The organism is Paenibacillus riograndensis SBR5 (genome assembly GCF_000981585.1).
Lineage (GTDB): Bacteria > Bacillota > Bacilli > Paenibacillales > Paenibacillaceae > Paenibacillus_AQ > Paenibacillus_AQ riograndensis.
Genome location: NZ_LN831776.1, coordinates 2,889,999 through 2,910,075, shown reverse-complemented (window position 1 = coordinate 2,910,075; position 20,077 = coordinate 2,889,999). Strand labels below are relative to the sequence as shown.

Genomic DNA, 20,077 nt, shown 5'->3' with positions numbered 1-20,077 from the left:
CTTTCTGCACTCGTGTTACGGAATATACAAATAACCAGCTTCCTCTACGGCCCGCTTGCTTTTGGGTGTAATGCGAATCGTCTGGGTCACCTTTTCAAGGATGCCTTGCTGGACCAGATAGTCCATAATGCCAAGCAACTGGTCACTCTGTACGTGGAAATGCTTATTGATCAGCGTTACGGTTTTGATCTCTTCATCCCGCATGAACTCAATTACCGGTTTTGAAAAAACCGGGAGATGGCGCTCCAGCACCTGGTCCAGCCGTTCTAATCCGCGCTCTATTTCCTCTGCACTCAAATGACGGGACATTGCCTCCTGATAAAACGGAACAAGAACCTCCGGGTTCAGCGCCTGGGCTCTCTGGATGGCTTCCCTGGATATGGCTTCCCCGTGGATGCAGAGCTCCATATGAGCAACTGATTCTGCCGCTTTTAACAAGTAGTACTGCGCATAGAGAAGATCCTTTCTTACCGTCAGCCACTTCCGGGCCTTGTCGCGCAAATGCACCAGCTCACTGGCTATGTAGAGCGCTGAAATCGCAATATCATCACTGCCGGCTGTCTTGAGGTCTTCGAAGTATTCGATCAGACTGTCATCCGTCGAATACACCATCTTCCCTTTGGAATAGTAGGATTGGTGAAAAGACCCGCCGAGCGCCCGCTCCATCCCCCGTTTGAACGTACTGCGGACCACAAGATACACATTGATCAGAATCCCGTCCTCATCGATACAATAGGTTGTAGTAGTAAGAGGCTGGTCTCTGACGACCATGGTCATGTCAATATCGCTTTTTTCCCAGATCACATCATAGGCCAGACTTCCGCTGACAATAAGGGCTATCACATTCGGATCACTGCTGACCTTGGAGATGAAGCTGTCCTGTGCGGCTATGTAGCGCGCTCTCAGCTCTGCCTGCTGTGCATCATCCATTCTCTTGCACTCCTCCTTCTTCTTATAAAAATTCCCTTTTCAGATTTTCCGTTTATGGTAGAATCATACTACACTGCGGCTTAAAGAACCGGACAAAAATTGCTGGGTTATCCGGCACACGTTCAGCTTGCAAAGGAGCGAATATGGAACTTCATCTCCTGGAAACGATCAACCAAACTACAGAATTTATCGAAGATCATCTGCTGGAGGAACTAAGCCTGGACCTTATCTCGGAGCAGGTGAACATCTCCAAATTCCATTTACTCCGCATCTGGAAAGGGGCCACGGCCATCGGCCTGATGGAGTACGTGCGCAGAAGAAGGATCGCCTTGTCGCTGGGAGACCTGATCCATGAACGGAACAGCATCGAATTTATCTCCTCCAAATACTCTTTCGGCTGCGAACGCACTTATAGCAGAGTGTTCAAGGAGGAATTCAACATCAGCCCGGCCAAATGGCGGCGGAGTCCCACTCCGCTGCAGATCATGGACCGGTTCAATGCCGATTTTCTGCACCGGGCGGGAGAAGGTCTTGTCTATTTCCATTCCACCAGCGTATTGCCCCCCTTTTCGATTGCCGGACTCGAATATCAGGTGGATGTAAATGATAACATGGCAAATCAGACGGCCAACCGGCTGGGTGTCGCCTTCTTTTATAAGGACCGGCCAAGAATCATCAATCCGGTTAACAAAGATATTTATATCGGGTATACCACCGTTCCGGAGCCGTTTCAGGGTTATACCTGGTACCAGCCGTCCGTCGAAATTAATCAGAGCAGCATCGTTCCGCCGGATATGTCGGTCAAGCATGTTGCTCCTCACAGATACGGTGTGTTCACCTATATGGGCCCCCACCGGCCCGAAGAGATTAATTCCAAATCCTTAAGCACCATCTGGAGGTACATCTTTGAAACATGGATGCCCACCGTACAATTTGACCTGAAGGAAAAATTCAGCTTCGAGCTGATTAATTACGCCAGATGCAACAAGCAGTACTGCGAATGCAATCTGTATTATCCGATTTCGCAGGTATAAGGCTTCCTGCCCTCTCCTTGTCTGTCATAGAAAAAGAGGGCAAAAGGGGCTGCTCCAAAAGCCATGAAAGGGCTATTTAGGACAGCTCTTGTTGTTTTGAGTAGGATATACGTGAGCACTTTGTGAGGACACTCCGCGAACGGACCGTTGTTCCAATCGCTGCAACAAAGAAACCGGCCCTTCGGTAATCCGGTATAAACAAAAACGGCTGTGCCGTCCTCCACGGGACAGTGCAGCCGTCTTGGTTCTTGGGTTACCTGGAGAACGACTCCCCATGAATCCTACAGCAACTCTTTAAGTGGAAAAAGGTTAACTAATTTGCCGGAGTTCCCTATTCTCGGCAGATATAAGTGGAAAAAGGGACACTAATTCAGCTCATTTCGCCATTGTTCAGGAAAAGTAGCCCAATTTGGTTTACTTTTTCCACTTAACTCTCAGGATTTCTTAATTTCCGGAAAAATAAGTTCCCTTTTTCCAACTAGCATCTAACTTACCATAATATGCTATACCGATTGAACAATAGAAGGCTTGCAAGGGTGGTCGGCTAACTTCCCGAAAAGCTGATGCTTACGAAGTGGCTTTCTACGAAAGCCTTTAGGTGAGGCCATGGAGGTTTATCAGGCGTTGTCATTGATGTTCATGTTCGGCATGTTCATTATTGCATTGCTAAACCATATTAATCCGCCCGGTTATAGATAGCAACCTTCTTGAACGCCTTATCAAAAGGGGCATCCGCGCATAGCTCTTCCAGTGAAATACCGCGCTCCCCCTGCTCGCGCATGTTCTCCGCAAATTGGGCAACCGTATTCAGGACTTGCGTGCTTCGCACCGGATAATGGCCGACCGAGCTTTCTGCGGACAGCATCACGCCATCGCTCCCGTCCAGAACAGCCTGAGAGACATCTGTTACCTCTGCCCGCGTCGGAACCGGATGCTCCACCATGGATTGCAGCATTTGGGTAGCCGTAATTACATAGGTTTTGGATAGACTGCATTCGCGGAGCACCGTTTTCTGAATGAACGGGATTCGCTCAAAAGGCAGCTCCACACCCAGATCTCCGCGCGCAATCATGATTCCGTCAGACGCCTCCATGATGGCTGGAAAGTTACGCACGGCTTGAATGGTTTCGATCTTGGAAATGAGCCCCGGTTGGCTGTATTTCCCCAGCAGGGATACATAATCGCGGATTTCCTGCAGATGCGAGGCCTCACGGATAAAAGAACAAGCGATCCAATCCACATGATGCTCCAGCAGGAACTGAAGATCCTGTTTGTCTTTCTCCGTAATGGCCGGCAGGCGGATTAGGGTTCCCGGAAGATTAACCCCTTTTCGGCTGCCGATCATGCCACCGACGATTACCCTTGTTGTGATCCTTTGCGGGTGCTTGTCCGTCACCTCAAGCTTGACCTCCCCGTCATTGATTAAGATAGCGGCTCCTTGTAAAATATCCTCCATCACTCCGGGATTATCGAGCGCAGCGCGCTCCCGGCTTCCCGGTTCATCTGACTGGTCAAGGATAAACGTCTGGCCCTCTTCTAATGTAACCGCATCCCCTTGGATGCTCTTCAGACGGATTTTCGGTCCCTGCAAGTCCCCCATAATCCTTACGGGCTGTCCCGTTTCGGCGGCGGCTGCCCGTACAGCTTCAATGACCCGCCCATGCTCCTCATGGCTCCCGTGTGACATATTGAGCCGGGCGGTAGTCATACCACCCCGCAGCAACTCCTTGAGGACAGCAGGAGAAGAACTGGCCGGACCTATCGTGCAGATCAAATCAATACTCATATGAATCCACCTTCCCTAACCTGTTTGACTTCCCTGTCTATTCGTCTAGTTTGCATTGTTCGTTTTTTCTAACTAAACTATACATGATTGAGACAGTTGCCATTCACTTTACGGAAGGAAAGGGGACATATCCATGAATACGAAACAATTGGACCGGATTCACACGGGGAAGGGCTTTATTGCGGCTTTGGATCAAAGCGGCGGAAGCACTCCCAAAGCGCTGCTGCAATACGGTATTCAGGAAAACCGCTATTCCAATGAAGAAGAGATGTTTGAACTGGTGCATGAAATGAGAACACGTATTATTAAGAGCCCGGCGTTTAATTCCAGACACATTTTGGGTGCAATCCTTTTTGAGAACACGATGGACCGCTCCATTGACGGCCAATTTACCGCCGATTATCTGTGGGAGCAGAAAGGTATAGTGCCTTTTTTGAAAATCGATCAAGGTCTGGCCGGGCCTGAGAACGGGGTTCAGCTCATGAAGCCCATCCCCGGATTGGATGAGCTCCTGAAGCGCGCCGTGCAAAAAAATATTTTTGGGACCAAGATGCGGTCCCTAATCAAGGAAGCGAATCCCGTCGGCATCCAAAAAGTTGTCGAACAGCAGGTTGCTGTCGCGGAGCAAATCGCCGCATATGGCCTGGTGCCGATAATCGAACCGGAAGTGGATATTCACATGGCAGATAAAGGACAAGCCGAGCGGCTTCTAAAACAGGAAATCTCCACCCGGCTATCCGCCCTGGGCAAAGACGTAAAAGTCATGCTGAAGCTGTCCATTCCGACCGAAGATAATTTCTACAGCGATTTAATCCAAGACCCGCATGTGGTACGGGTGGTGGCTTTGTCCGGCGGTTATACACAAGCGGAAGCCAATGACAAGCTCGCCCATAACCACGGGCTGATCGCCAGCTTCTCCCGTGCTTTATCCCAAGGGCTCAGCGATCAGCAAACGGATGATGAATTCAACGCTATGCTGGCAAAATCCACTGAGGCCATTTACGAAGCCTCCATTACCTAAGAAAGAAATAGCACGACCCCCGGGCTGTAAAAAGCTCAGGGGCCGTTTTTAGGTTGAGGCCGATTTAAAGCCTTGACTTTCGAATTAACCCAGTTTTGCGATAACCGCTTCGGTTACAGCAACCGTCGATTGCGGATTTTGCCCGGTGATCAGGTTGCCGTCCACTTCAACATGGGAAGTCCAATTCGGCGCAGCCACATAGATCGCACCTAAATCACGCAGCTTGCTTTCTAGCAGGAAAGGAAGATGTTTATCCAGCGTCGTGTCCGCCTCTTCACGATCCGTAAAAGCATTCACGCGTTTGCCAGCCACAAGGGGTTGACCCGAAGACAATGTAGCACCCACCAGTCCGGCAGGACCGTGACATACGGCAGCTACGATCTTGTCCGCTTCATAGAAATCGCGCAGCAGCTTCTGAAGAGCCTGATTGTCAGGCAAATCATACATTGTTCCGTGACCCCCCGGCAAGAAAATAGCATCGAAGTTCTCTGCGGATACTTCATCAAGCTTTATCGTGTTCTCCAGATATTTTTGGGTATCCAAAATTTCTTGTGCTGTATGGTCATCCACACTGCCGGGATCGACAGGTGCTTGGCCTCCAAGCGGGCTTGCCACCAGAACTTCATACCCTTGGCTGATAAATCCCATATAAGCTTCGGCAAACTCAGACAGCCAGATCCCAGTCGGTCTGCCTTCATGAATTTCCGTATGATTCGTAACGACGATCAACACTTTTTTTGCCATTTAGATTGCCTCCAATTTAATAATTTTCTTGCCTCCTTCATTCTAAGGGCGGATTTGATATAAAACAAATTATGAAATCATAACTTATCCATAAATATTTTTATAGAAAAAATAAATACTGGCGCCCTCTATTCATCTCCACGTATGATTGTCATCATCTCGTGAAGCTGAGGCAGTTGTTTATGTTTTAATTTATAGGCGAAAAACAGCTCATTTTCCACTCTTAATTCTTTAAAAATAACTTTCGATTTTTCATCTGCCGAATTCCTTAATATATATGTAGGGATAACACTTAGCCCCACGCCATTCCCGATTGCCTTTAGGATCATATGCAGATTAGGTATGATATGGATCGGCCTGATTTGAGGGCGTTTTTTAAAATGCTCTCTCCAAATTCTTCTTATTATCGGCAAATCCAGCCCGTAGCTTATCCAGTTTTGCGAAGAGAGCCACCGTTCTTTTAGCTCCAGGTTGTCTGTATGGGGGATCTCACAATGCCCGGGCGCAACAATCACGAATTCTTCATCCATGAATTTCAGATACTCTACACCTGGTGTTTGGTATCTTTTCGATGTAATGATAAGATCTGCTTTATCTTCCTTCAGCAGTTCCAGCAATTGATCGGCGGTTCCAAAATTTGAAATCACACTAATCTTGCATTTATGCAGCTGTGGAAGTACTTTTTCCGTATAAAATTCGTGGGGAGTTCCTATTTTGATAGAGCTGAGCGTAGGTAAAGAAGCCGATTTGAAATTCATCGTGGTCTCCTCCAGCGACTCAATAAGCGGAGCCAGCTGTGAATACAACTGCTTTCCCCGTTCCGTTGGAATTATTTTTCGTGAAGTTCTGATGAATAAGGCTTCACCAACCTCAGCTTCCAGGGAGGCTAAATGCTGGCTCATTGCCGGTTGTGTCATTATCCGCGCCTTTGCTGCCTCGGACACCGAGTTGTGCTTATATATCGTGCAAAAACTTCGATACCACTCAAAATCAACCACTTGTTACAGCTCCTTTCCTTTTACCTTGTTTCATACCGGTATGATCATTATTCCACTTCTCCCTGTCCAGTGCAAAATGGCGTATAATGAACAAAATAGAATATTCATAGAAGGGAATCATAAAGAGATGATATTGAGCCTGAATTGGATTACCCTCAGAGTGCGCGATCTGGAGGCTTCCCTTAATTTCTATCACGGCATACTGGGGCTTCCGATTGAACGCAGATTTGAGAGCAGAGGAAAACAGATAGTTATGTTAGGCACGGCGGAGCAACCCAAAGTCGAGCTTATTCAGGCAAATGACCAGGCTGTGAAGCCGGAATGCGGTGTTTCTATCGGGTTTGAAGTAAAATCGCTGGATGAGGCCATAGAGTACTTGAAAAGCCGGGGCATTCCCGTGTTGCGGGGGCCGGTCACGCCGAACCCCCAGCTGCGGTTCTTTTACATCCTGGACCCGGACGGCTTTGAGGTGCAGTTGGCGGAGCATAGCTAGAGAGAAACAGACCGCTTTCGTCCGAAAGATTACGGTCTGTTTTCCGGCTGCTTTTCCGAAAACCGCGTGCCCTTCAAAACGCCAGTTAAATCACATCTCTTATTGTCTTCATCATCGTATGGGTCAATGTATGAATATCGCTGTCGTTTAGCCGGTAGGCGGAGGTATCTTTTCGGACAGTTTTTTCGCGATTAGGCAATAGGTCAGCTATATGCAGGTCGATAAGTACAGCGGGATCTGCACCTGCTCTTTTGCGGAGATCGCCTGTCAGCTTCGGGTTGGAGCCGTCCGCTCCACCGCTGATGGACAGGAACCCGTACCTTTGCGGATGTGACTTCAGATACTTGAGATATGCGCGGAGCGGAGCGGCCACATGGCCCATCCAAACGGGTCCGAAAAAGAGAAGCAAATCATAGCTTTCCATGGTTTCCGGTGCCGGCTGTACCTGCGGGGTCCTGCTGAACATCATGTCCAGGGCAATTGAGCCCATCGTGCGGGTCTTCGGTTCGGAAATTTGTATATGCTCTGCCGACAGCTCTTTGGCTACGCTCCCCGCTAATGACTTATTGTTCCCGGTAAAAGAATACGAAATGACTGCAATATTCATGTGAATCCTCCTCTTATGAATTATTCCGTCTGCGCTTGCTTTAGCGCATTTTCCAGTGCCTTAAGATGTGCTTTGGAGGTAAGCGTCGCGCCGCTGATAACATCAACCTGAAGCGATTGCGACTGTATCACATGGTCAAACAAATCAGCTATGCTTTGCCCCTTCTTCAGTTCCAACGGTTTTCCTTGTTTATCTAAAGCCCCTTTGAGTATTTGAATATCTGAGATCTGTCCCCCGCGGATAGTTACCTGAACCTTGGTATCTCTGAAATGATCCTTTGTGCCGGTGAATTGCCCCACATAGATGCCGTTGCGCAGCTTTTTGAAATCTACATCTCCGAAGGTAAGCCGCCCAACTTCACGCCGCCCCGGCGCGCTAAAGAGAATTCCTCCCCCTATTAAGAGTGCAATTACGCCTAAGATTATAAAAATAACAGCCCACCATTTGGTTTTTCTTTTTCTTCCTGCAGAAATGCCCATCCACTCCCTCCTTCCTGGCTGTGTTGGATTGATCCTATGAATGAATATAATGTAATTCATTCATTTTATTTGATAAATGAACTGCCCCCTTTGATCTGTTAGGAGCAGTCCGTCAAACCCTTCATGATCAGTTCCGTCATATGGTCCAGAAGCTGCGGAAAATACTCCGGTCCAATTTCTTCCTTGTGAGTCTCTACGTTGATAATCGCGGTGAACACCATCATGATCATTTTGCTGTCGATATCACTTCGCATCTTACCTTCAGCCTGCCACTGCTTCACAATCTCAAGAAAGCTGTCATAGAGAAAGTCAACTGACTGAGTGCCGTTTTCCTCCCGGAACAGCTGCTCAATTTTCCCAAACACGCTTTTGTTATACCATTCTTTAAGTATGGGGTTTGCAGTCATGCCTTCCATATTAAGCATCATCATTTGCCGTACTACTGTCAGCGGGCTTTGGCTCAGATCAAGAGCCTGCATACATTTTTGTTTCAGTTTGGCATTTTCTGCGAGAAAAATTTCCATAAAGAGCTTTTCCTTAGAGGAATAGTAGTTGTAAAAAGTCCCTACTGCCATTCCAGCCTTTTTGGTGATGTCCGAAACATTCGTATCTTTAAAACCTTTATCGCTAAACAGTTCTTTTGCGCAATCATAAATCAGTGTTTTTTTATCTTCCACATTAAGCAGCTCCATGAATGAATAATTATTTTTTCATTCACATCATATGATCTGGATGAAGATTTGTCAATGTATCAACCGCCGCCCTTAAAAGCGGCTCTGCCTTGCTACCGTTTTTGGCGGGACAGCACATAGTAGACCGGGAGTCCGGCCAGCGTAATGCCGATACCGACCAGAGAGCGCAGCGGATCACTGATAATCGTGCTGGCTAGAATATAGATTCCGCCTGCCACTCCGATGATTGGGGTAACCGGGTAGAGCGGCACACGGTAGCGTCCTTTTTCCAGCGGCATTCTTTTACGTAAAATGAATACCCCGAACACCCCCATGGTGAAGAAAATCCACAGTACAAACACCAGCAGATCGGTCAGTGTATTAAAGGTGCCGGAAAAAATATAGATGACCGCCAGCACACTTTGAAAGATAAGCGCATTGGCCGGAGTCTGGAACTTGGGATGGATGCTGCGGAGCACCCGGGAAAAAGGAATCTGGTTGTTCTCCCCCATCGCCTGAGGCACCCGTGCAGCGGTCATCAAATAGCCATTCAGCGCACCGAGCACGGACACGATAATCCCTGCCGTAATAAAAGCCCCGCCGCCGCTGCCAAACAATGCCTCTGCCGCATCAGCTCCCGGAGTCGGTGAAGAAATGATCTGATCATAAGGCAGCGCCTTGAAAACTGCAACATTAAATAACACATAAACAGCGATCACAAAGATTACCCCGATTGAAATGACTTTCGGCAGCGTCTTCGCCGGGTCTTTGATCTCTCCTGCCATATTGGTCACGCTGATCCAGCCGTCATATGCCCAAAGCGTGCCGAGGACCGCCACCCCAAAGCCCGCACCCGCCGCCGAAGTCTCCATCCCTCCAAAGCCGGGTGCCAGATTCGAGAACAGGCCTACGCCTACAATACCCGCTACCGGAATCAGCTTGCCAACCGTCGCAACGGTCTGGATGATTCCGCCGAATTTGGTGGCTATGACGTTCATAATCAGGATAAAAGCCAGAATAGAAACCGCCAGCAGCTTCTGCTGCCAGCCGTTCAGCGGCAAAAAGTAGCCGGAATAGGTGGCAAAAGCAATTGCAAGCGCCGCTACAGAAGCCGGATAGGAGATTACAGCCTGTACCCAGCCCAGCAGATAGCCGAATACCCCGCCGTACAGTTCACCTAGATAAGTGTACAGGCCTCCCGACTTAGGAATTGCGGCTGCGATTTCCGCTACGCTCAAGGCCGAAGCCAGGGTAATGATTCCTCCAATTCCCCAGGCCAAGATACTCACCCAAGGTGTACCGGCATTATTCAGTACAATACCGGGCTTCAGAAAAATCCCGGAACCGATGATCATTCCTACAACAATGGCCAAAGCTTCAAAGAAAGTTACCGATTTTTTTAACGAGTTCGTAGTGTTCATTGTAAAATTTATAGTCCTTTCATCACGACATTATTGCGTATTCCCAACTGATGATATTACCATGAAACCGTGGATCTGAAAGCGAACAATTTCATTTCCATATCCCTCTAGTCCAGTCTTCTCCGATGGCTTGGTGCGTTAAGATAATCCATAAACAGAATATATTCCTATTATGGTAGAATTAAATAAAAACAAAACCAATAGGAGAACAAAATATGAATCAGCCTAAAAGGATACTTATCATTGAAGATGAGCAGGATATTTCCCGTATCCTCAAGGATTATATCAGACTGCAGGGCTATGACGTACATATTGCCGACAACGGCATAGATGGGCTTCGGCTTGTAGAAACGCTATTCCCCGACTTCATTATCCTGGATATTATGCTGCCCGATGCCAATGGCATTGAGCTGTGCAGGCAAATCCGGGACAAAACCCGTATTCCGATCCTCATATTAAGCGCACGCGGCAGTGATACTGATAAAGTGCTGGGGCTGGGATTCGGTGCCGATGATTATATGACCAAGCCCTTCTCCCTTAGTGAATTAGTCGCCAGAATCCAGGCTCATCTCCGCAGAATGGAAGGGATGGGGAACATCCCGGGCCATGGTGATTTGATCTCCCTAGGGGCTCTAACCATTGATAAAAAGGCCTATAAGACTACGCTGAACGGACAGGAGCTTGCCTTGTCTGCCAAGGAATTTGAACTGCTGTATTTTCTGGCGGAGCATAAAAACCAGGTATTCTCCAAGAGCCAGCTGCTGGATCAAATCTGGGGCTATACCTCACATGGGGATGAGAGCACAATCACCGTGTATATCCGCCGGCTGCGGGAAAAGCTCGAAGCTGACCCTTCCAGCCCGTCCTACATCAAAACCGTTTGGGGCGTCGGCTATAAATTTAATCTGGATTAAACATAGAACGGAGAAACTTAACTATGTATTGGAGCAGCTGGTTCAAGGCGTGGTTCGCCTCAGCAATCGCTTGTATCATCCTGTTTGCCGTGTGTGGAACTTTCCTCACCTATAAGCTTTTGCATCAGAAGCAGAGTGCCTTTCCTCCTTATGTAGTAAATCAGGCACGTGTTGAGGTAAGCGATATCATGTTTTTGTTGGAGGAGCATCATGAAGAGCTGGAGAGGGCAGGCGGGCAGCCTAATATCCGGGAAGAACTGCTTATGTGGAGTCAGCAAAAAAAACTGAACCTGCTATACGCCGGACTGGATGGAACGGTTCTATTCGATTCCTCTACCCCGCTCCTGTCCGGCCAGGATAAGCTGGCGCTCAAAAATGAGCTTCATTACGATTTATCCTCTGCCAGAACGGAGCTGGGTTCCTTTAGACTCGCCTTTCCGGTCATCGATTCCAAGTCAGGTATACAGGCAGGAAATGCGGTTTTCACCCTTCCTGAATCCGCCCTTGCTTACGGCCAAGCCGCTTCCTTTCCGGTTACGGCTGCGGTGCTGATGACGGCCTCGCTCCTCTTTCTCCTTCTTCTCCTCCTTCAGCTCCGAAAAAAATTGTATCACGATTTGCTGTTGCCCATTGCCGGCTTAAAGGATCATTCAGAGGCCATTCTCAAGGGGGACTATGAAAAGAAGGCGGAGTATGGAACACAGAATGAAATCGGCGAGGTGTATGCCGTGTTCGATCAAATGAGAAGTGAAATGATGGAGCTCAGTTTGCAAAGAGAAGCTCAGGATAAAGCTCAAAAGGAACTGATCTCCAATATTTCACATGATCTGAAAACCCCTTTGACAGCCGTCAAAGCTTATATTGAAGCGATACAGGCCGGGGTCTGCCCTGATCTGCCCGCTGTCATGGAATATATGGATATCATCCAAACGCAAACCAACAAAATGGCAGGATTGGTTGAGGATCTCCTTGTACATGCTTTAAGGGATTTGGGCCAAATCTCTGTGAACCCGGTCGAGTGCTACAGCAGAGAGATTTTTGAAAGCATTCTTAAGCCCATGGGACCTTATATCCGCAGGACAGGCGTGGAATTTACCGGGCCCACAGAGATTCCGAATGTACTGATCCGTATAGATCCTGTCCGAATGGAGCAGCTCCTGTCCAATCTCATCGCCAATGCCTTGAAGCACACGGCTGCGGGCGACTCCATCCGAATTGCCATTGACCGGCAGCAGGATCAGCTCAAATTGACCGTCGCCGATACGGGTGAAGGGATTCTGCAGCAGGATATGCCCTTTATTTTTGAACGTTATTTCCAGGGACATGCTCCTTCACAATATGAGAAGCGGTTCAAAGAAGGCTCCGGCTTGGGTCTTTCCATTTGCAAGCATATTATCGAAGCCCATCACGGAAGCATTTCCTTTAAGAGCATCAAACACCAGGGAACGGAGTTTTACCTTACACTGCCGTTATGCTGAATCCGGAATCAGCCTGTAATACTTTATTAATATCCTGATAAGCTTATTGCAAGATCCCCCTTCTATAATTGAAAAAAAGTGCACTACTGGAGGGAACTTATTCATGACGAAAACCGCCATCATCCAAACCAAAAACCTCTGTAAAACCTATTCCACAGGCAGTGAGCAGTTCCACGCCATCCGCAACATCGATTTGAATATCTTTCAAGGGGACTTTACGGTCATTATGGGAGATTCCGGGTCGGGAAAATCTACGCTGCTCTATCTGCTCAGCGGCCTTGATTCAGTAACGGCAGGCGAGGTCTATTTCGCTCAACAGCGCTTGGACCGCTTCACCGAAAAGGAGCTGGCCGGCTTCAGAGCCCAAAAAATCGGCTACATCTATCAGAACAGCAATCTGGTGCCTGACCTGACGCTTTTCGAGAATATTGCCTTGCCCGGCTATGTGGCCGGCACTCCCAAGCGCGAGGTGAAGCAGAGGGTCCTGTCACTGATGCAGGCCATGAGCATTGATTCCCAGCGCTTCCGCCTGCCGGCCGAGGTATCCGGCGGACAGCAGCAAAGAGCCGCGATTGCCCGGGCAATTATCAATACACCGGAAGTCATTTTCGCCGATGAACCGACGGGAAGCTTGAATTATGATCAAGGCGTGGCTGTCCTCGATCTGCTGACAGACATGAATACCGGGGGCCAATCCATCGTCATGGTAACTCATGATATCAAAGCGGCCTGCCGGGCGAACCGCCTGATTTTTATCCGGGATGGCAAAGTAGGCGGCATGCTTGAATTCGATTCATTTTCCCCGGATCAGCTGCAGGACAGGGAAGCGCTCATCTTCTCCTATATTTCGGAAAGGGGTAGTGCGTGATGGCTGCGATCTGGTCCATTTGCCTGGGGAATTTGAGAAGGCGCAAGGTTCAGAACAGTCTGATTGCTCTGCTTCTTCTATTATCCACCCTGCTGATCAATACCGCGATAACCGTTATTTCTAACTCGGAAAATCTGTATGAAGACCTGCATCGGGAAACCAAAGGCTCCCATGAGCTTTTAATTCTGACCACAGGGCTGCATGATCCGCAGATGGTAGAGAAATGGTGGTCCGCCCAGAAGGGGGTAACGGCATCCGTCCTCCTGCCTTACAAGCCTTTGGCGGGAGTCATTCACGAGGGTGAAGATATCCCTAACCTGTATTTGTATATGATGAATACACCGGACCGGCCTTTTGGCACCGATGAGCTGGTATTTGCACAAGGTCAGGAAACGGGACACCCGGAGCCGGGGACCATTTGGATACCCACCTCGCTCGCCTACAAATATGACGTTTCTGTCGGGGATGAGCTGCAATTCAAAGCAGGTAAACAGCCTTTACGGCTGAAGGTTTCCGCTGTAGTCATCGATCTGGCGCTGGGAGGACCCTTTTCCACAACGGCACGCATCTGGATGAACAATACGGATTATCAGCATGATCTGAACTCCGTACAAGACACTGATTCGTATCTTATGGGCATCCGTTTCGATGATTACAGCCAGCGTGCCGGTTACTGGGAGCGTTTTGAAAGCTTTTTGGGCACCCCTTTTATGGAAGAGAGAACAACCTTTGAGGAAATTTCCGCCTTCTATTTTATCATGAATAAAATCATTGGATTTGTCATGAGCTTCCTTGGCGTTGTGATGATGCTGGTCGCCTTGTATACCATTGGTTTTACGATTTCAGATGCCATCCTGTCCAACTACAAAACCATTGGGATCTATAAATCCCTGGGACTGTCCTCAAGAGAAATTATATCTACATATATAGCCCAATATAGTTTTCTATCGCTGATTTCCCTGATACCGGGGTTAATTCTGAGCCGCTTTTTATCCGGAGTCATCATTGAACAGTCACTTTCCTTTTTGAAAACAGATCATTCCTCTACCCACATCCAAGGCGCCGGAACAGAATTCATCGTAGGGATCGGGATACTGCTGTTAATTCTTCTGGTAGTGTGGATTTATGCCAATAAAGCCCGTTCGATCCAGCCCATGCAGGCCATCCGCTACGGAATGTCAGAAGCTGCGTATAGCCGCACCACTAAACGCTGGCATGAAGAACGCAAACGGGGAAAAGAATTTGAGCGCTGGCCGGTTCCTTGGGTCATCGGAATAAGAAATGTGACCAAAAATCTAAAAGGTTCCATCCTCATGCTCGTTCTGACTACGGTAACTTCGGCGGTTCTTGTATTTGGTCTAGTCCTGTTGAACAGCATCTATCAAATGCAGGAAACATCGCCGTTATGGGGCTATGATTCTTCAGATGTTGTGATCATGATCACGAATACTTCTGAATTCGACCGGGAACAAGTGGAAAATGATATGGGGTCCGACGCCAGAGTCCGCAATCTGAATTGGATCGGGTATACCATTGGGGTTGCTCCCGCTGACCAAACACGGCGTTCGGACCCCGCAGACAGCCGTGCGCAGTCGGTCAACATCCCGCTTACTGTTGTGGAAGGAAGTATGGATGAAATAGGCCTCGCTTCTATCACCGGCCGCAACCCGCACAACCGCAATGAGATATCCATTGGCATTAACGTATCCCGGGAGCTCGGCAAAGAAGTCGGGGATATTGTCGAACTTTATATCGAAGGAGAAAAGCATTCTTTTACAGTGACCGGCATCTATCAATCGATCTCCAATATGTCTTATCAGGCCAGAGTAACGTCCGAGGTGGTTCACAAGCTGAACCGGGACGCGGGTTATCTCAATTTGAACAACATCACCGATTCCGATGAGATTGTCCGGGAGCTTAACGATAAATACGGCACCAGTATACAGGCAGTCAAGCAGCAGACACTGCTGGATTCTGTGTTCAAGGAGGCAGCAGCAGTGCTTATCATTCCGATGAGTATTTTGGGTCTCATGTTTCTGTTGATTACTTGCCTTATTATCTACAGCACCAGCCGTATTCATATCCGGAAGGAGATCAAAACCTACGGTATTTATAAATCCATCGGTTTGACCTCGGGTACGATCCGCGGCGCTTTGACCTGGGGAATTGTGCTGCTGTCCGCCTTTGGCGCAATTCTGGGGATTTTCTGCGGGGTCTATCTTCTGCCTGGCATTTTGAGAGACCTGCTATCCTCCTACGGGATCATCAAGCTGCCGCTCCTCATGCATTGGACAGGTATTTCCTTGCTCGCTCTGCTCAGTGTCTCTGTGGCCGGAAGCGGCTGCTGGATGGCATCCAGAATCATCCGCAGCAACTCTCCGCGAATTCTCGTGACGGAATAGAGAGTGACTCAGGCAATCTGCATTGTCAGTACATTCAAATCTGATATGAACATTAAAAGCACCCGGAAGGGTGCTTTTCACATGTGGACAGTTCTTACAGTTCTTCGGAAAATCCTCTCTCCCAAGATTCCCCATATTCTGCTATGCTAATAGAATCACAAGAAGAAGCAGGAGGCGCAAATTTGAATGGATGCATTTCAATATGAGCTTACTTCAGAGACTACGATTAATCTGAAATATGAGTATGGAGGCGAGTACTTCACGTTCAGCCTGTACCGGGATGACAGTGGGTGGGTGCTTCACCCCTTTGATGGAATCCTGCTGAGGAATCAGGCGATGTGCGCTCTTGTTGCACAAGAGTTGTTCAAGCATAAGCCTTTTCAGGTCATGCTGGCGAAAGAGGGTATTCTCTTTTCCGATATACGTTCCACCGTCAACCTCGAAAATGTTAACACTCCGATTGCCGCACGCAATGAGCGGGAGTATCGCGATAACCCGGCTGATGACCTGATGGAATTTGTTCAGCAGCACTCGGTTGAAGAGGTCATTGATTACGAATGTAGTCTTGTCGGAAGCCGCATCTCTTTTTATAGGGAAATCCTCCAGCGTATGTTCATGGACAATCTGGGTCCCTCCGACCCTGAGTTCCAGAAGGTACAGGATATTGTCCGTATATACGAAAATTCCTTGGATATGCTGTCCAGCCTGAACGGTCCGAATCTCGACGCCGGAAGACGCGGCAGATGATAACTTCTTCCAGGTATTCATCCAGGCTCTACTAATCTTTTGAAAGGCTGGTTCTAATGACATTGGATCTAATAAAGGGACAAAAATGCAACTTAACGAAAGACGACCCTCTCCTTACCCGTATTATAGTAGGAATGGGCTGGCACAATACGAGACCTGAGGTTGAGGTTGATTTTTCTGTGTTTTTGCTTACGCCGTCCCAGACGGTCTCTAAGGATGAGGACCTTATTTTTTATGGCAATCCTTCTACTCCGAACCAATCCGTAGCTATATTGCAGTCCGATCAAAGAGCCTACACAGAGTCAACCGACAACACCCAAATCGCTGTCGAGCTCGGTCAAATACCTGCAGACTACGAACGGATCGCATTTACACTAACGATTTATGAAGGTGAGAAACGGCTGCAAAACTTCTCGCTATTGGATGATGTGTATGTAAGGATCGTCAACGCCGCTGATGGAAAGGAACTTCTCCGCTATAGGCTGGGTAAAAATTTTTCAATAGAGACAGCCATTGTCGTTGGAGAAATCTATAGATACGATAATGAATGGAAATTCAGCGCTGTGGGTTCCGGATATGCAGGAGGCTTAGCCGCCCTATGCGAAAGTTATGGGATACAGGTTAATAACATACTGCCGTCAATCCAACCCACCAGCCCAGTAATTCAATCGCAGCAGTCTCCCTTTCCTCTCCCAGAGCTGCGGTCACGGCCTAAGGCGGACAATTTGCCCCCCTCTTCACCAGCATCAACTCCAGCCCCTTCTTTAAATCTCAATACCATCTTGCTTAAAAACCGCGGGGAGAGGATCAGTCTCCAGAAAGGGGCGGAATCCCTGGGCGAGATACTGATCAATCTTAATTGGTATCAGAAAAAATCATCGGGCTGGTTCGGAAGTAAAGGTGTCGATCTCGACCTTGGTTGTCTGTTTGAATTAAAAAATGGCATTAAGGGCTCTGTCCAGGCACTCGGTGAATCCTTCGGAAGCTTGAACAGGCCGCCCTACATCTCCCTGGACGGGGATGACCGCACCGGGTCCATAGCCACGGGCGAGAATTTGCGGATCAATGGCCAGTATCTTTCTGAAATCAGCAGAATTGTTATCTTTGCTTTCATTTATGAGGGAATCACGAACTGGTCGGAGGCTGACGCGATTGTAACCATCAAGCAGCAGGGCGGACCGGAAATCGAGGTCAGGCTGGATGAGCATAACAACAATAAGGGGATGTGTGCCATCGCGATGATCCGCAATCAGAATGATGAGACCTTTAGCGTGGAGAGACTCGTAGAATATTTTAGCGGGCACCAGGAATTGGATCAGTATTATCATTGGAATCTGAGATGGGAAGCGGGGAGTAAATAGCGATCGCTCCGTCTAGTTCTAGTGAATCCTTACGGACCGGGGAGCCTTTATTTCCTGCAAAAACACTGTTCCGTCTATCTTACGGACTCAGATGCAGTTATTTGCTGATATTATCTGTGAAACATGCCTGCTGGAGGAGAATAAGCGCGATACGGTCCGTTAGCCCGGCCAAATGTGCCAACTAGAGAAAATAAGGGCTATGGGGTCCGTAACAGTCTGGCCTCTGGAAAATAGAAAGTTGGGAATCGTCGGCTTGTCCAAAAGTTTGGGGTTCGGGGTTCGGGGTTCGGGGTTCGGGGTTCGGGGTTCGGGGTTCGGGGTTCGGGGTTCAGGGTTCGGCGTTACATTTGGCGGTTTAGTTGCCATTGACGAGCTTTTGCATTGTGCGATAGCAGTGCCGTTGACGATTGGAGTTGACGGTTGCAGAGCAGAAGTCTCCCGCTTCACCACTCCATTCTCTGCCTCCCCCCTCCCTGACCCTGAAACAGCAAAAAAACGGCATCTCTGCCGTTTTTTCTGTGATGGACTCTCAGGGACTCGAACCCTGGACCAATTGATTAAGAGTCAACTGCTCTACCAACTGAGCTAAGAGTCCATATGATGGTTATTGGTGGAGCCAAGGGGGATCGAACCCCTGACCTCATCGCTGCCAGCGATGCGCTCTCCCAGCTGAGCTATGGCCCCATGACCCGTTTTAGAACTACAATATGTATTCTAAAAACTGACTTAAGGTGGAACATTCATACCGCTTAGTTGTTCATTTGTTTCGTAGGCGACTTCTATATAATATAAAATATCGGGATCTGTGTCAACACTTTTATTAAAAAAGTTTTTGAGGTCCATGACTGAAGTGGAAAAAGTACAACTAATCGAGCCCATTCGGTTTATGGATTAGCCTATGTGGGAAAAAGTACCACTAATTCGGATAAAAGCGGCCATTTCGGATGAATATGCGTGAATTAGGTGTACAAACTCCCACTAAACTCCGCAAACGCAACAAATTGGACGAATTAGTTATACTATTTCCACCTAGCTTTGCATTACTTACCTCTTCGCATACGAGGCTTTGACACTAGGAATAAGCCGCGCATCATAACGGCGGCTTATTCTTTTATAAGGAAGCATTAGCAGCCTGTTTTTTCCTTCGAGAGGCATGTCCGCTGGATGATCCCCCGTAGTAACCCGTAGACCGCTTGCAGGAATCCCCACTTATTTGTAGGTGTCACACCCCTACTATAATCCCTCCAGCTCCCCTGTACCCTTGGACAGCAGGCCCTTCAGTTCCTTCATGAACATGTTAATGTCCTTGAACTGGCGGTAGACGGAGGCGAAGCGGACGTAAGCGACTTCATCCACAGGGTACAGCTGTTCCATAACCAACTCGCCGATCTGGCGGCTCTCCACTTCGGCTAAGGCGATGCCGCGCAAAGATTTCTCGACCTCGGAGACGATGACCTCCAGGCGTTCGACGGAGACGGGACGTTTTTCGCAGGCGCGGATGAGGCCGCGCAGAATTTTATCGCGGCTGAATTCCTCGCGGCTGCCGCCTTTTTTGATCACGATCAGCGGCGTTTCTTCGATCATCTCAAAGGTTGTAAACCGCCGGCTGCAGGATTCGCATTCCCGCCTGCGGCGGATTGACTTATTCTCGTTGGCCGGACGCGAGTCAAGCACTTTGGTATTGGTGTGATCACAGTAAGGGCATTTCATAAGCTTAATCACTTCCTTTTGCAATATAGGTACCATCCCGGCCCGGCAGGTATCCGGCGCCTGAAGAGGTTCATTCTATTTTCCATAAATCACCGTTTTTTTGTTGTTATGAAGATGGCAAGTCCAGCACATAATACTGTTACCAACCGATAGGAGGTGAACAGCAATGAGCCAAAACAACAGCTCCAATAACCTTGTAGCTCCAAACGCACGCGGAGCCTTGGAACAACTGAAATATGAAGTTGCCCAAGAACTCGGTATTACCCTCTCCCCAGACGGATACCAAGGCAATAAAACTTCTTACGAAAACGGTTCGATCGGTGGTTTCATCACCAAACGTCTTGTAACTCTGGCTGAACAATCACTGGCAGGTCAGTTCAGATAACCTGTCCCCATAAGCTTGCCTAAGAAGT

20 protein-coding genes and 2 tRNA genes are annotated in these 20,077 nt (G+C 48.4%); 11 read left to right on the top strand and 11 right to left on the bottom strand.

Annotation, left to right across the window (positions count from 1 at the left end; genetic code table 11):
- Positions 1–15: 15 nt before the first annotated feature.
- On the bottom strand, positions 16–930 hold the full coding sequence (locus PRIO_RS11770) for a hypothetical protein (RefSeq protein ID WP_020426322.1): 915 nt from the start codon (positions 928–930) through the stop codon (positions 16–18).
- Positions 931–1,073: 143 nt separating this feature from the next.
- On the opposite strand from PRIO_RS11770, the gene PRIO_RS11765 reads away from it, so the two are divergent.
- Both PRIO_RS11765 and PRIO_RS37320 read left to right on the top strand, forming a co-directional pair.
- Positions 1,074–1,964 carry an effector binding domain-containing protein gene (locus PRIO_RS11765; protein ID WP_020426321.1) on the top strand — a complete coding sequence of 297 codons (891 nt, stop codon included), beginning with the start codon at positions 1,074–1,076 and terminating at the stop codon, positions 1,962–1,964.
- 606 nt (positions 1,965–2,570) lie between these two features.
- Entirely contained in the window at positions 2,571–2,663 is a 93-nt protein-coding gene (locus PRIO_RS37320; RefSeq protein ID WP_282705057.1) for a putative holin-like toxin, read from the top strand.
- Here the strand turns inward: PRIO_RS37320 and pyk are convergent.
- A complete protein-coding gene (gene pyk / locus PRIO_RS11760) occupies positions 2,641–3,750 on the bottom strand; it encodes a pyruvate kinase (RefSeq protein WP_020427968.1) in 1,110 nt (369 codons plus the stop codon). The genes PRIO_RS37320 and pyk overlap by 23 nt on opposite strands.
- A 133-nt stretch (positions 3,751–3,883) precedes the next feature.
- Here pyk and PRIO_RS11755 point away from each other — a divergent pair, with 133 nt between their 5' ends.
- Positions 3,884–4,771, top strand: a complete 888-nt coding sequence (locus PRIO_RS11755) for a fructose bisphosphate aldolase (RefSeq protein WP_020427969.1) — start codon at positions 3,884–3,886, stop codon at positions 4,769–4,771.
- Positions 4,772–4,855: 84 nt separating this feature from the next.
- On the opposite strand, the gene PRIO_RS11750 is transcribed toward PRIO_RS11755, so the two are convergent.
- Together PRIO_RS11750 and PRIO_RS11745 are read right to left on the bottom strand one after the other, a co-directional pair.
- Complete coding sequence (locus tag PRIO_RS11750; protein WP_020427970.1) at positions 4,856–5,515, bottom strand: type 1 glutamine amidotransferase domain-containing protein; 660 nt, start codon at positions 5,513–5,515, stop codon at positions 4,856–4,858.
- 128 nt (positions 5,516–5,643) lie between these two features.
- Entirely contained in the window at positions 5,644–6,513 is an 870-nt protein-coding gene (locus tag PRIO_RS11745) for a LysR family transcriptional regulator (RefSeq protein ID WP_046502448.1), read from the bottom strand.
- Positions 6,514–6,640: 127 nt separating this feature from the next.
- Here PRIO_RS11745 and PRIO_RS11740 point away from each other — a divergent pair, with 127 nt between their 5' ends.
- Positions 6,641–7,006 (top strand): VOC family protein, encoded by a 366-nt coding sequence (locus tag PRIO_RS11740; protein ID WP_020427972.1) that lies wholly within the window; start codon positions 6,641–6,643, stop codon positions 7,004–7,006.
- Positions 7,007–7,091: 85 nt separating this feature from the next.
- Here the strand turns inward: PRIO_RS11740 and PRIO_RS11735 are convergent, their stop codons facing one another.
- The 4 genes from PRIO_RS11735 to PRIO_RS11720 form a co-directional block, all read right to left on the bottom strand.
- Positions 7,092–7,613: a flavodoxin family protein gene (locus PRIO_RS11735; protein WP_020427973.1), complete on the bottom strand. Its 522-nt coding sequence runs from the start codon at positions 7,611–7,613 to the stop codon at positions 7,092–7,094.
- Positions 7,614–7,633: 20 nt separating this feature from the next.
- Positions 7,634–8,092 carry an FMN-binding protein gene (locus PRIO_RS11730; protein ID WP_020427974.1) on the bottom strand — a complete coding sequence of 153 codons (459 nt, stop codon included), beginning with the start codon at positions 8,090–8,092 and terminating at the stop codon, positions 7,634–7,636.
- A gap of 98 nt (positions 8,093–8,190) precedes the next feature.
- Positions 8,191–8,769 (bottom strand): TetR/AcrR family transcriptional regulator, encoded by a 579-nt coding sequence (locus PRIO_RS11725; protein ID WP_039834252.1) that lies wholly within the window; start codon positions 8,767–8,769, stop codon positions 8,191–8,193.
- A gap of 107 nt (positions 8,770–8,876) precedes the next feature.
- On the bottom strand, positions 8,877–10,184 hold the full coding sequence (locus PRIO_RS11720) for an APC family permease (protein WP_020427976.1): 1,308 nt from the start codon (positions 10,182–10,184) through the stop codon (positions 8,877–8,879).
- Positions 10,185–10,399: 215 nt separating this feature from the next.
- Here PRIO_RS11720 and PRIO_RS11715 point away from each other — a divergent pair, with 215 nt between their 5' ends.
- The 6 genes from PRIO_RS11715 (at position 10,400) to PRIO_RS11690 (ending at position 17,954) form a co-directional block, all read left to right on the top strand.
- Entirely contained in the window at positions 10,400–11,098 is a 699-nt protein-coding gene (locus PRIO_RS11715) for a response regulator transcription factor (protein WP_046502444.1), read from the top strand.
- Between the two features lie 23 nt (positions 11,099–11,121).
- A complete protein-coding gene (locus tag PRIO_RS11710) occupies positions 11,122–12,576 on the top strand; it encodes a HAMP domain-containing sensor histidine kinase (protein WP_020427978.1) in 1,455 nt (484 codons plus the stop codon).
- Between the two features lie 103 nt (positions 12,577–12,679).
- Entirely contained in the window at positions 12,680–13,444 is a 765-nt protein-coding gene (locus PRIO_RS11705) for an ABC transporter ATP-binding protein (protein ID WP_020427979.1), read from the top strand.
- Positions 13,444–15,846, top strand: a complete 2,403-nt coding sequence (locus PRIO_RS11700; protein ID WP_020427980.1) for an ABC transporter permease — start codon at positions 13,444–13,446, stop codon at positions 15,844–15,846. The genes PRIO_RS11705 and PRIO_RS11700 overlap by 1 nt, the downstream gene beginning before the upstream one ends.
- A gap of 186 nt (positions 15,847–16,032) precedes the next feature.
- A complete protein-coding gene (locus PRIO_RS11695; protein WP_020427981.1) occupies positions 16,033–16,593 on the top strand; it encodes a hypothetical protein in 561 nt (186 codons plus the stop codon).
- A 56-nt stretch (positions 16,594–16,649) separates the two neighbouring features.
- Positions 16,650–17,954: a TerD family protein gene (locus PRIO_RS11690; protein WP_020427982.1), complete on the top strand. Its 1,305-nt coding sequence runs from the start codon at positions 16,650–16,652 to the stop codon at positions 17,952–17,954.
- A gap of 522 nt (positions 17,955–18,476) precedes the next feature.
- Here PRIO_RS11690 and PRIO_RS11685 read toward each other — a convergent pair.
- The 3 genes from PRIO_RS11685 to nrdR all read right to left on the bottom strand — a co-directional run bounded on the left by PRIO_RS11685 (position 18,477) and on the right by nrdR (position 19,664).
- Positions 18,477–18,549: transfer RNA gene (locus PRIO_RS11685), tRNA-Lys, on the bottom strand.
- A gap of 13 nt (positions 18,550–18,562) precedes the next feature.
- Positions 18,563–18,638 (bottom strand) — tRNA-Ala (locus tag PRIO_RS11680).
- A gap of 549 nt (positions 18,639–19,187) precedes the next feature.
- Positions 19,188–19,664, bottom strand: coding sequence for a transcriptional regulator NrdR (gene nrdR / locus PRIO_RS11675; RefSeq protein ID WP_025703498.1), 477 nt, complete (start codon positions 19,662–19,664; stop codon positions 19,188–19,190).
- Between the two features lie 166 nt (positions 19,665–19,830).
- Between nrdR and PRIO_RS11670 the strand changes: the two genes are divergently transcribed.
- Positions 19,831–20,049, top strand: a complete 219-nt coding sequence (locus PRIO_RS11670) for an alpha/beta-type small acid-soluble spore protein (protein WP_020427943.1) — start codon at positions 19,831–19,833, stop codon at positions 20,047–20,049.
- Positions 20,050–20,077 lie beyond the last annotated feature (28 nt).

Excerpts from the sequence above, each read along its gene's own strand:
- PRIO_RS11670 (WP_020427943.1), top strand. The coding sequence starts at position 19,831 with ATGAGCCAAAACAACAGCTCCAATAACCTTGTAGCTCCAAACGCACGC.
- PRIO_RS37320 (WP_282705057.1), top strand. The coding sequence starts at position 2,571 with ATGGAGGTTTATCAGGCGTTGTCATTGATGTTCATGTTCGGCATGTTC.
- PRIO_RS11710 (WP_020427978.1), top strand. The coding sequence starts at position 11,122 with ATGTATTGGAGCAGCTGGTTCAAGGCGTGGTTCGCCTCAGCAATCGCT.
- PRIO_RS11765 (WP_020426321.1), top strand. The coding sequence starts at position 1,074 with ATGGAACTTCATCTCCTGGAAACGATCAACCAAACTACAGAATTTATC.
- nrdR (WP_025703498.1), bottom strand. The coding sequence starts at position 19,664 with ATGAAATGCCCTTACTGTGATCACACCAATACCAAAGTGCTTGACTCG.
- pyk (WP_020427968.1), bottom strand. The coding sequence starts at position 3,750 with ATGAGTATTGATTTGATCTGCACGATAGGTCCGGCCAGTTCTTCTCCT.
- PRIO_RS11715 (WP_046502444.1), top strand. The coding sequence starts at position 10,400 with ATGAATCAGCCTAAAAGGATACTTATCATTGAAGATGAGCAGGATATT.
- PRIO_RS11705 (WP_020427979.1), top strand. The coding sequence starts at position 12,680 with ATGACGAAAACCGCCATCATCCAAACCAAAAACCTCTGTAAAACCTAT.
- PRIO_RS11695 (WP_020427981.1), top strand. The coding sequence starts at position 16,033 with ATGGATGCATTTCAATATGAGCTTACTTCAGAGACTACGATTAATCTG.
- PRIO_RS11720 (WP_020427976.1), bottom strand. The coding sequence starts at position 10,184 with ATGAACACTACGAACTCGTTAAAAAAATCGGTAACTTTCTTTGAAGCT.
- PRIO_RS11730 (WP_020427974.1), bottom strand. The coding sequence starts at position 8,092 with ATGGGCATTTCTGCAGGAAGAAAAAGAAAAACCAAATGGTGGGCTGTT.
- PRIO_RS11750 (WP_020427970.1), bottom strand. The coding sequence starts at position 5,515 with ATGGCAAAAAAAGTGTTGATCGTCGTTACGAATCATACGGAAATTCAT.
- PRIO_RS11735 (WP_020427973.1), bottom strand. The coding sequence starts at position 7,613 with ATGAATATTGCAGTCATTTCGTATTCTTTTACCGGGAACAATAAGTCA.
- PRIO_RS11740 (WP_020427972.1), top strand. The coding sequence starts at position 6,641 with ATGATATTGAGCCTGAATTGGATTACCCTCAGAGTGCGCGATCTGGAG.
- PRIO_RS11770 (WP_020426322.1), bottom strand. The coding sequence starts at position 930 with ATGGATGATGCACAGCAGGCAGAGCTGAGAGCGCGCTACATAGCCGCA.
- PRIO_RS11690 (WP_020427982.1), top strand. The coding sequence starts at position 16,650 with ATGACATTGGATCTAATAAAGGGACAAAAATGCAACTTAACGAAAGAC.
- PRIO_RS11700 (WP_020427980.1), top strand. The coding sequence starts at position 13,444 with ATGGCTGCGATCTGGTCCATTTGCCTGGGGAATTTGAGAAGGCGCAAG.
- PRIO_RS11755 (WP_020427969.1), top strand. The coding sequence starts at position 3,884 with ATGAATACGAAACAATTGGACCGGATTCACACGGGGAAGGGCTTTATT.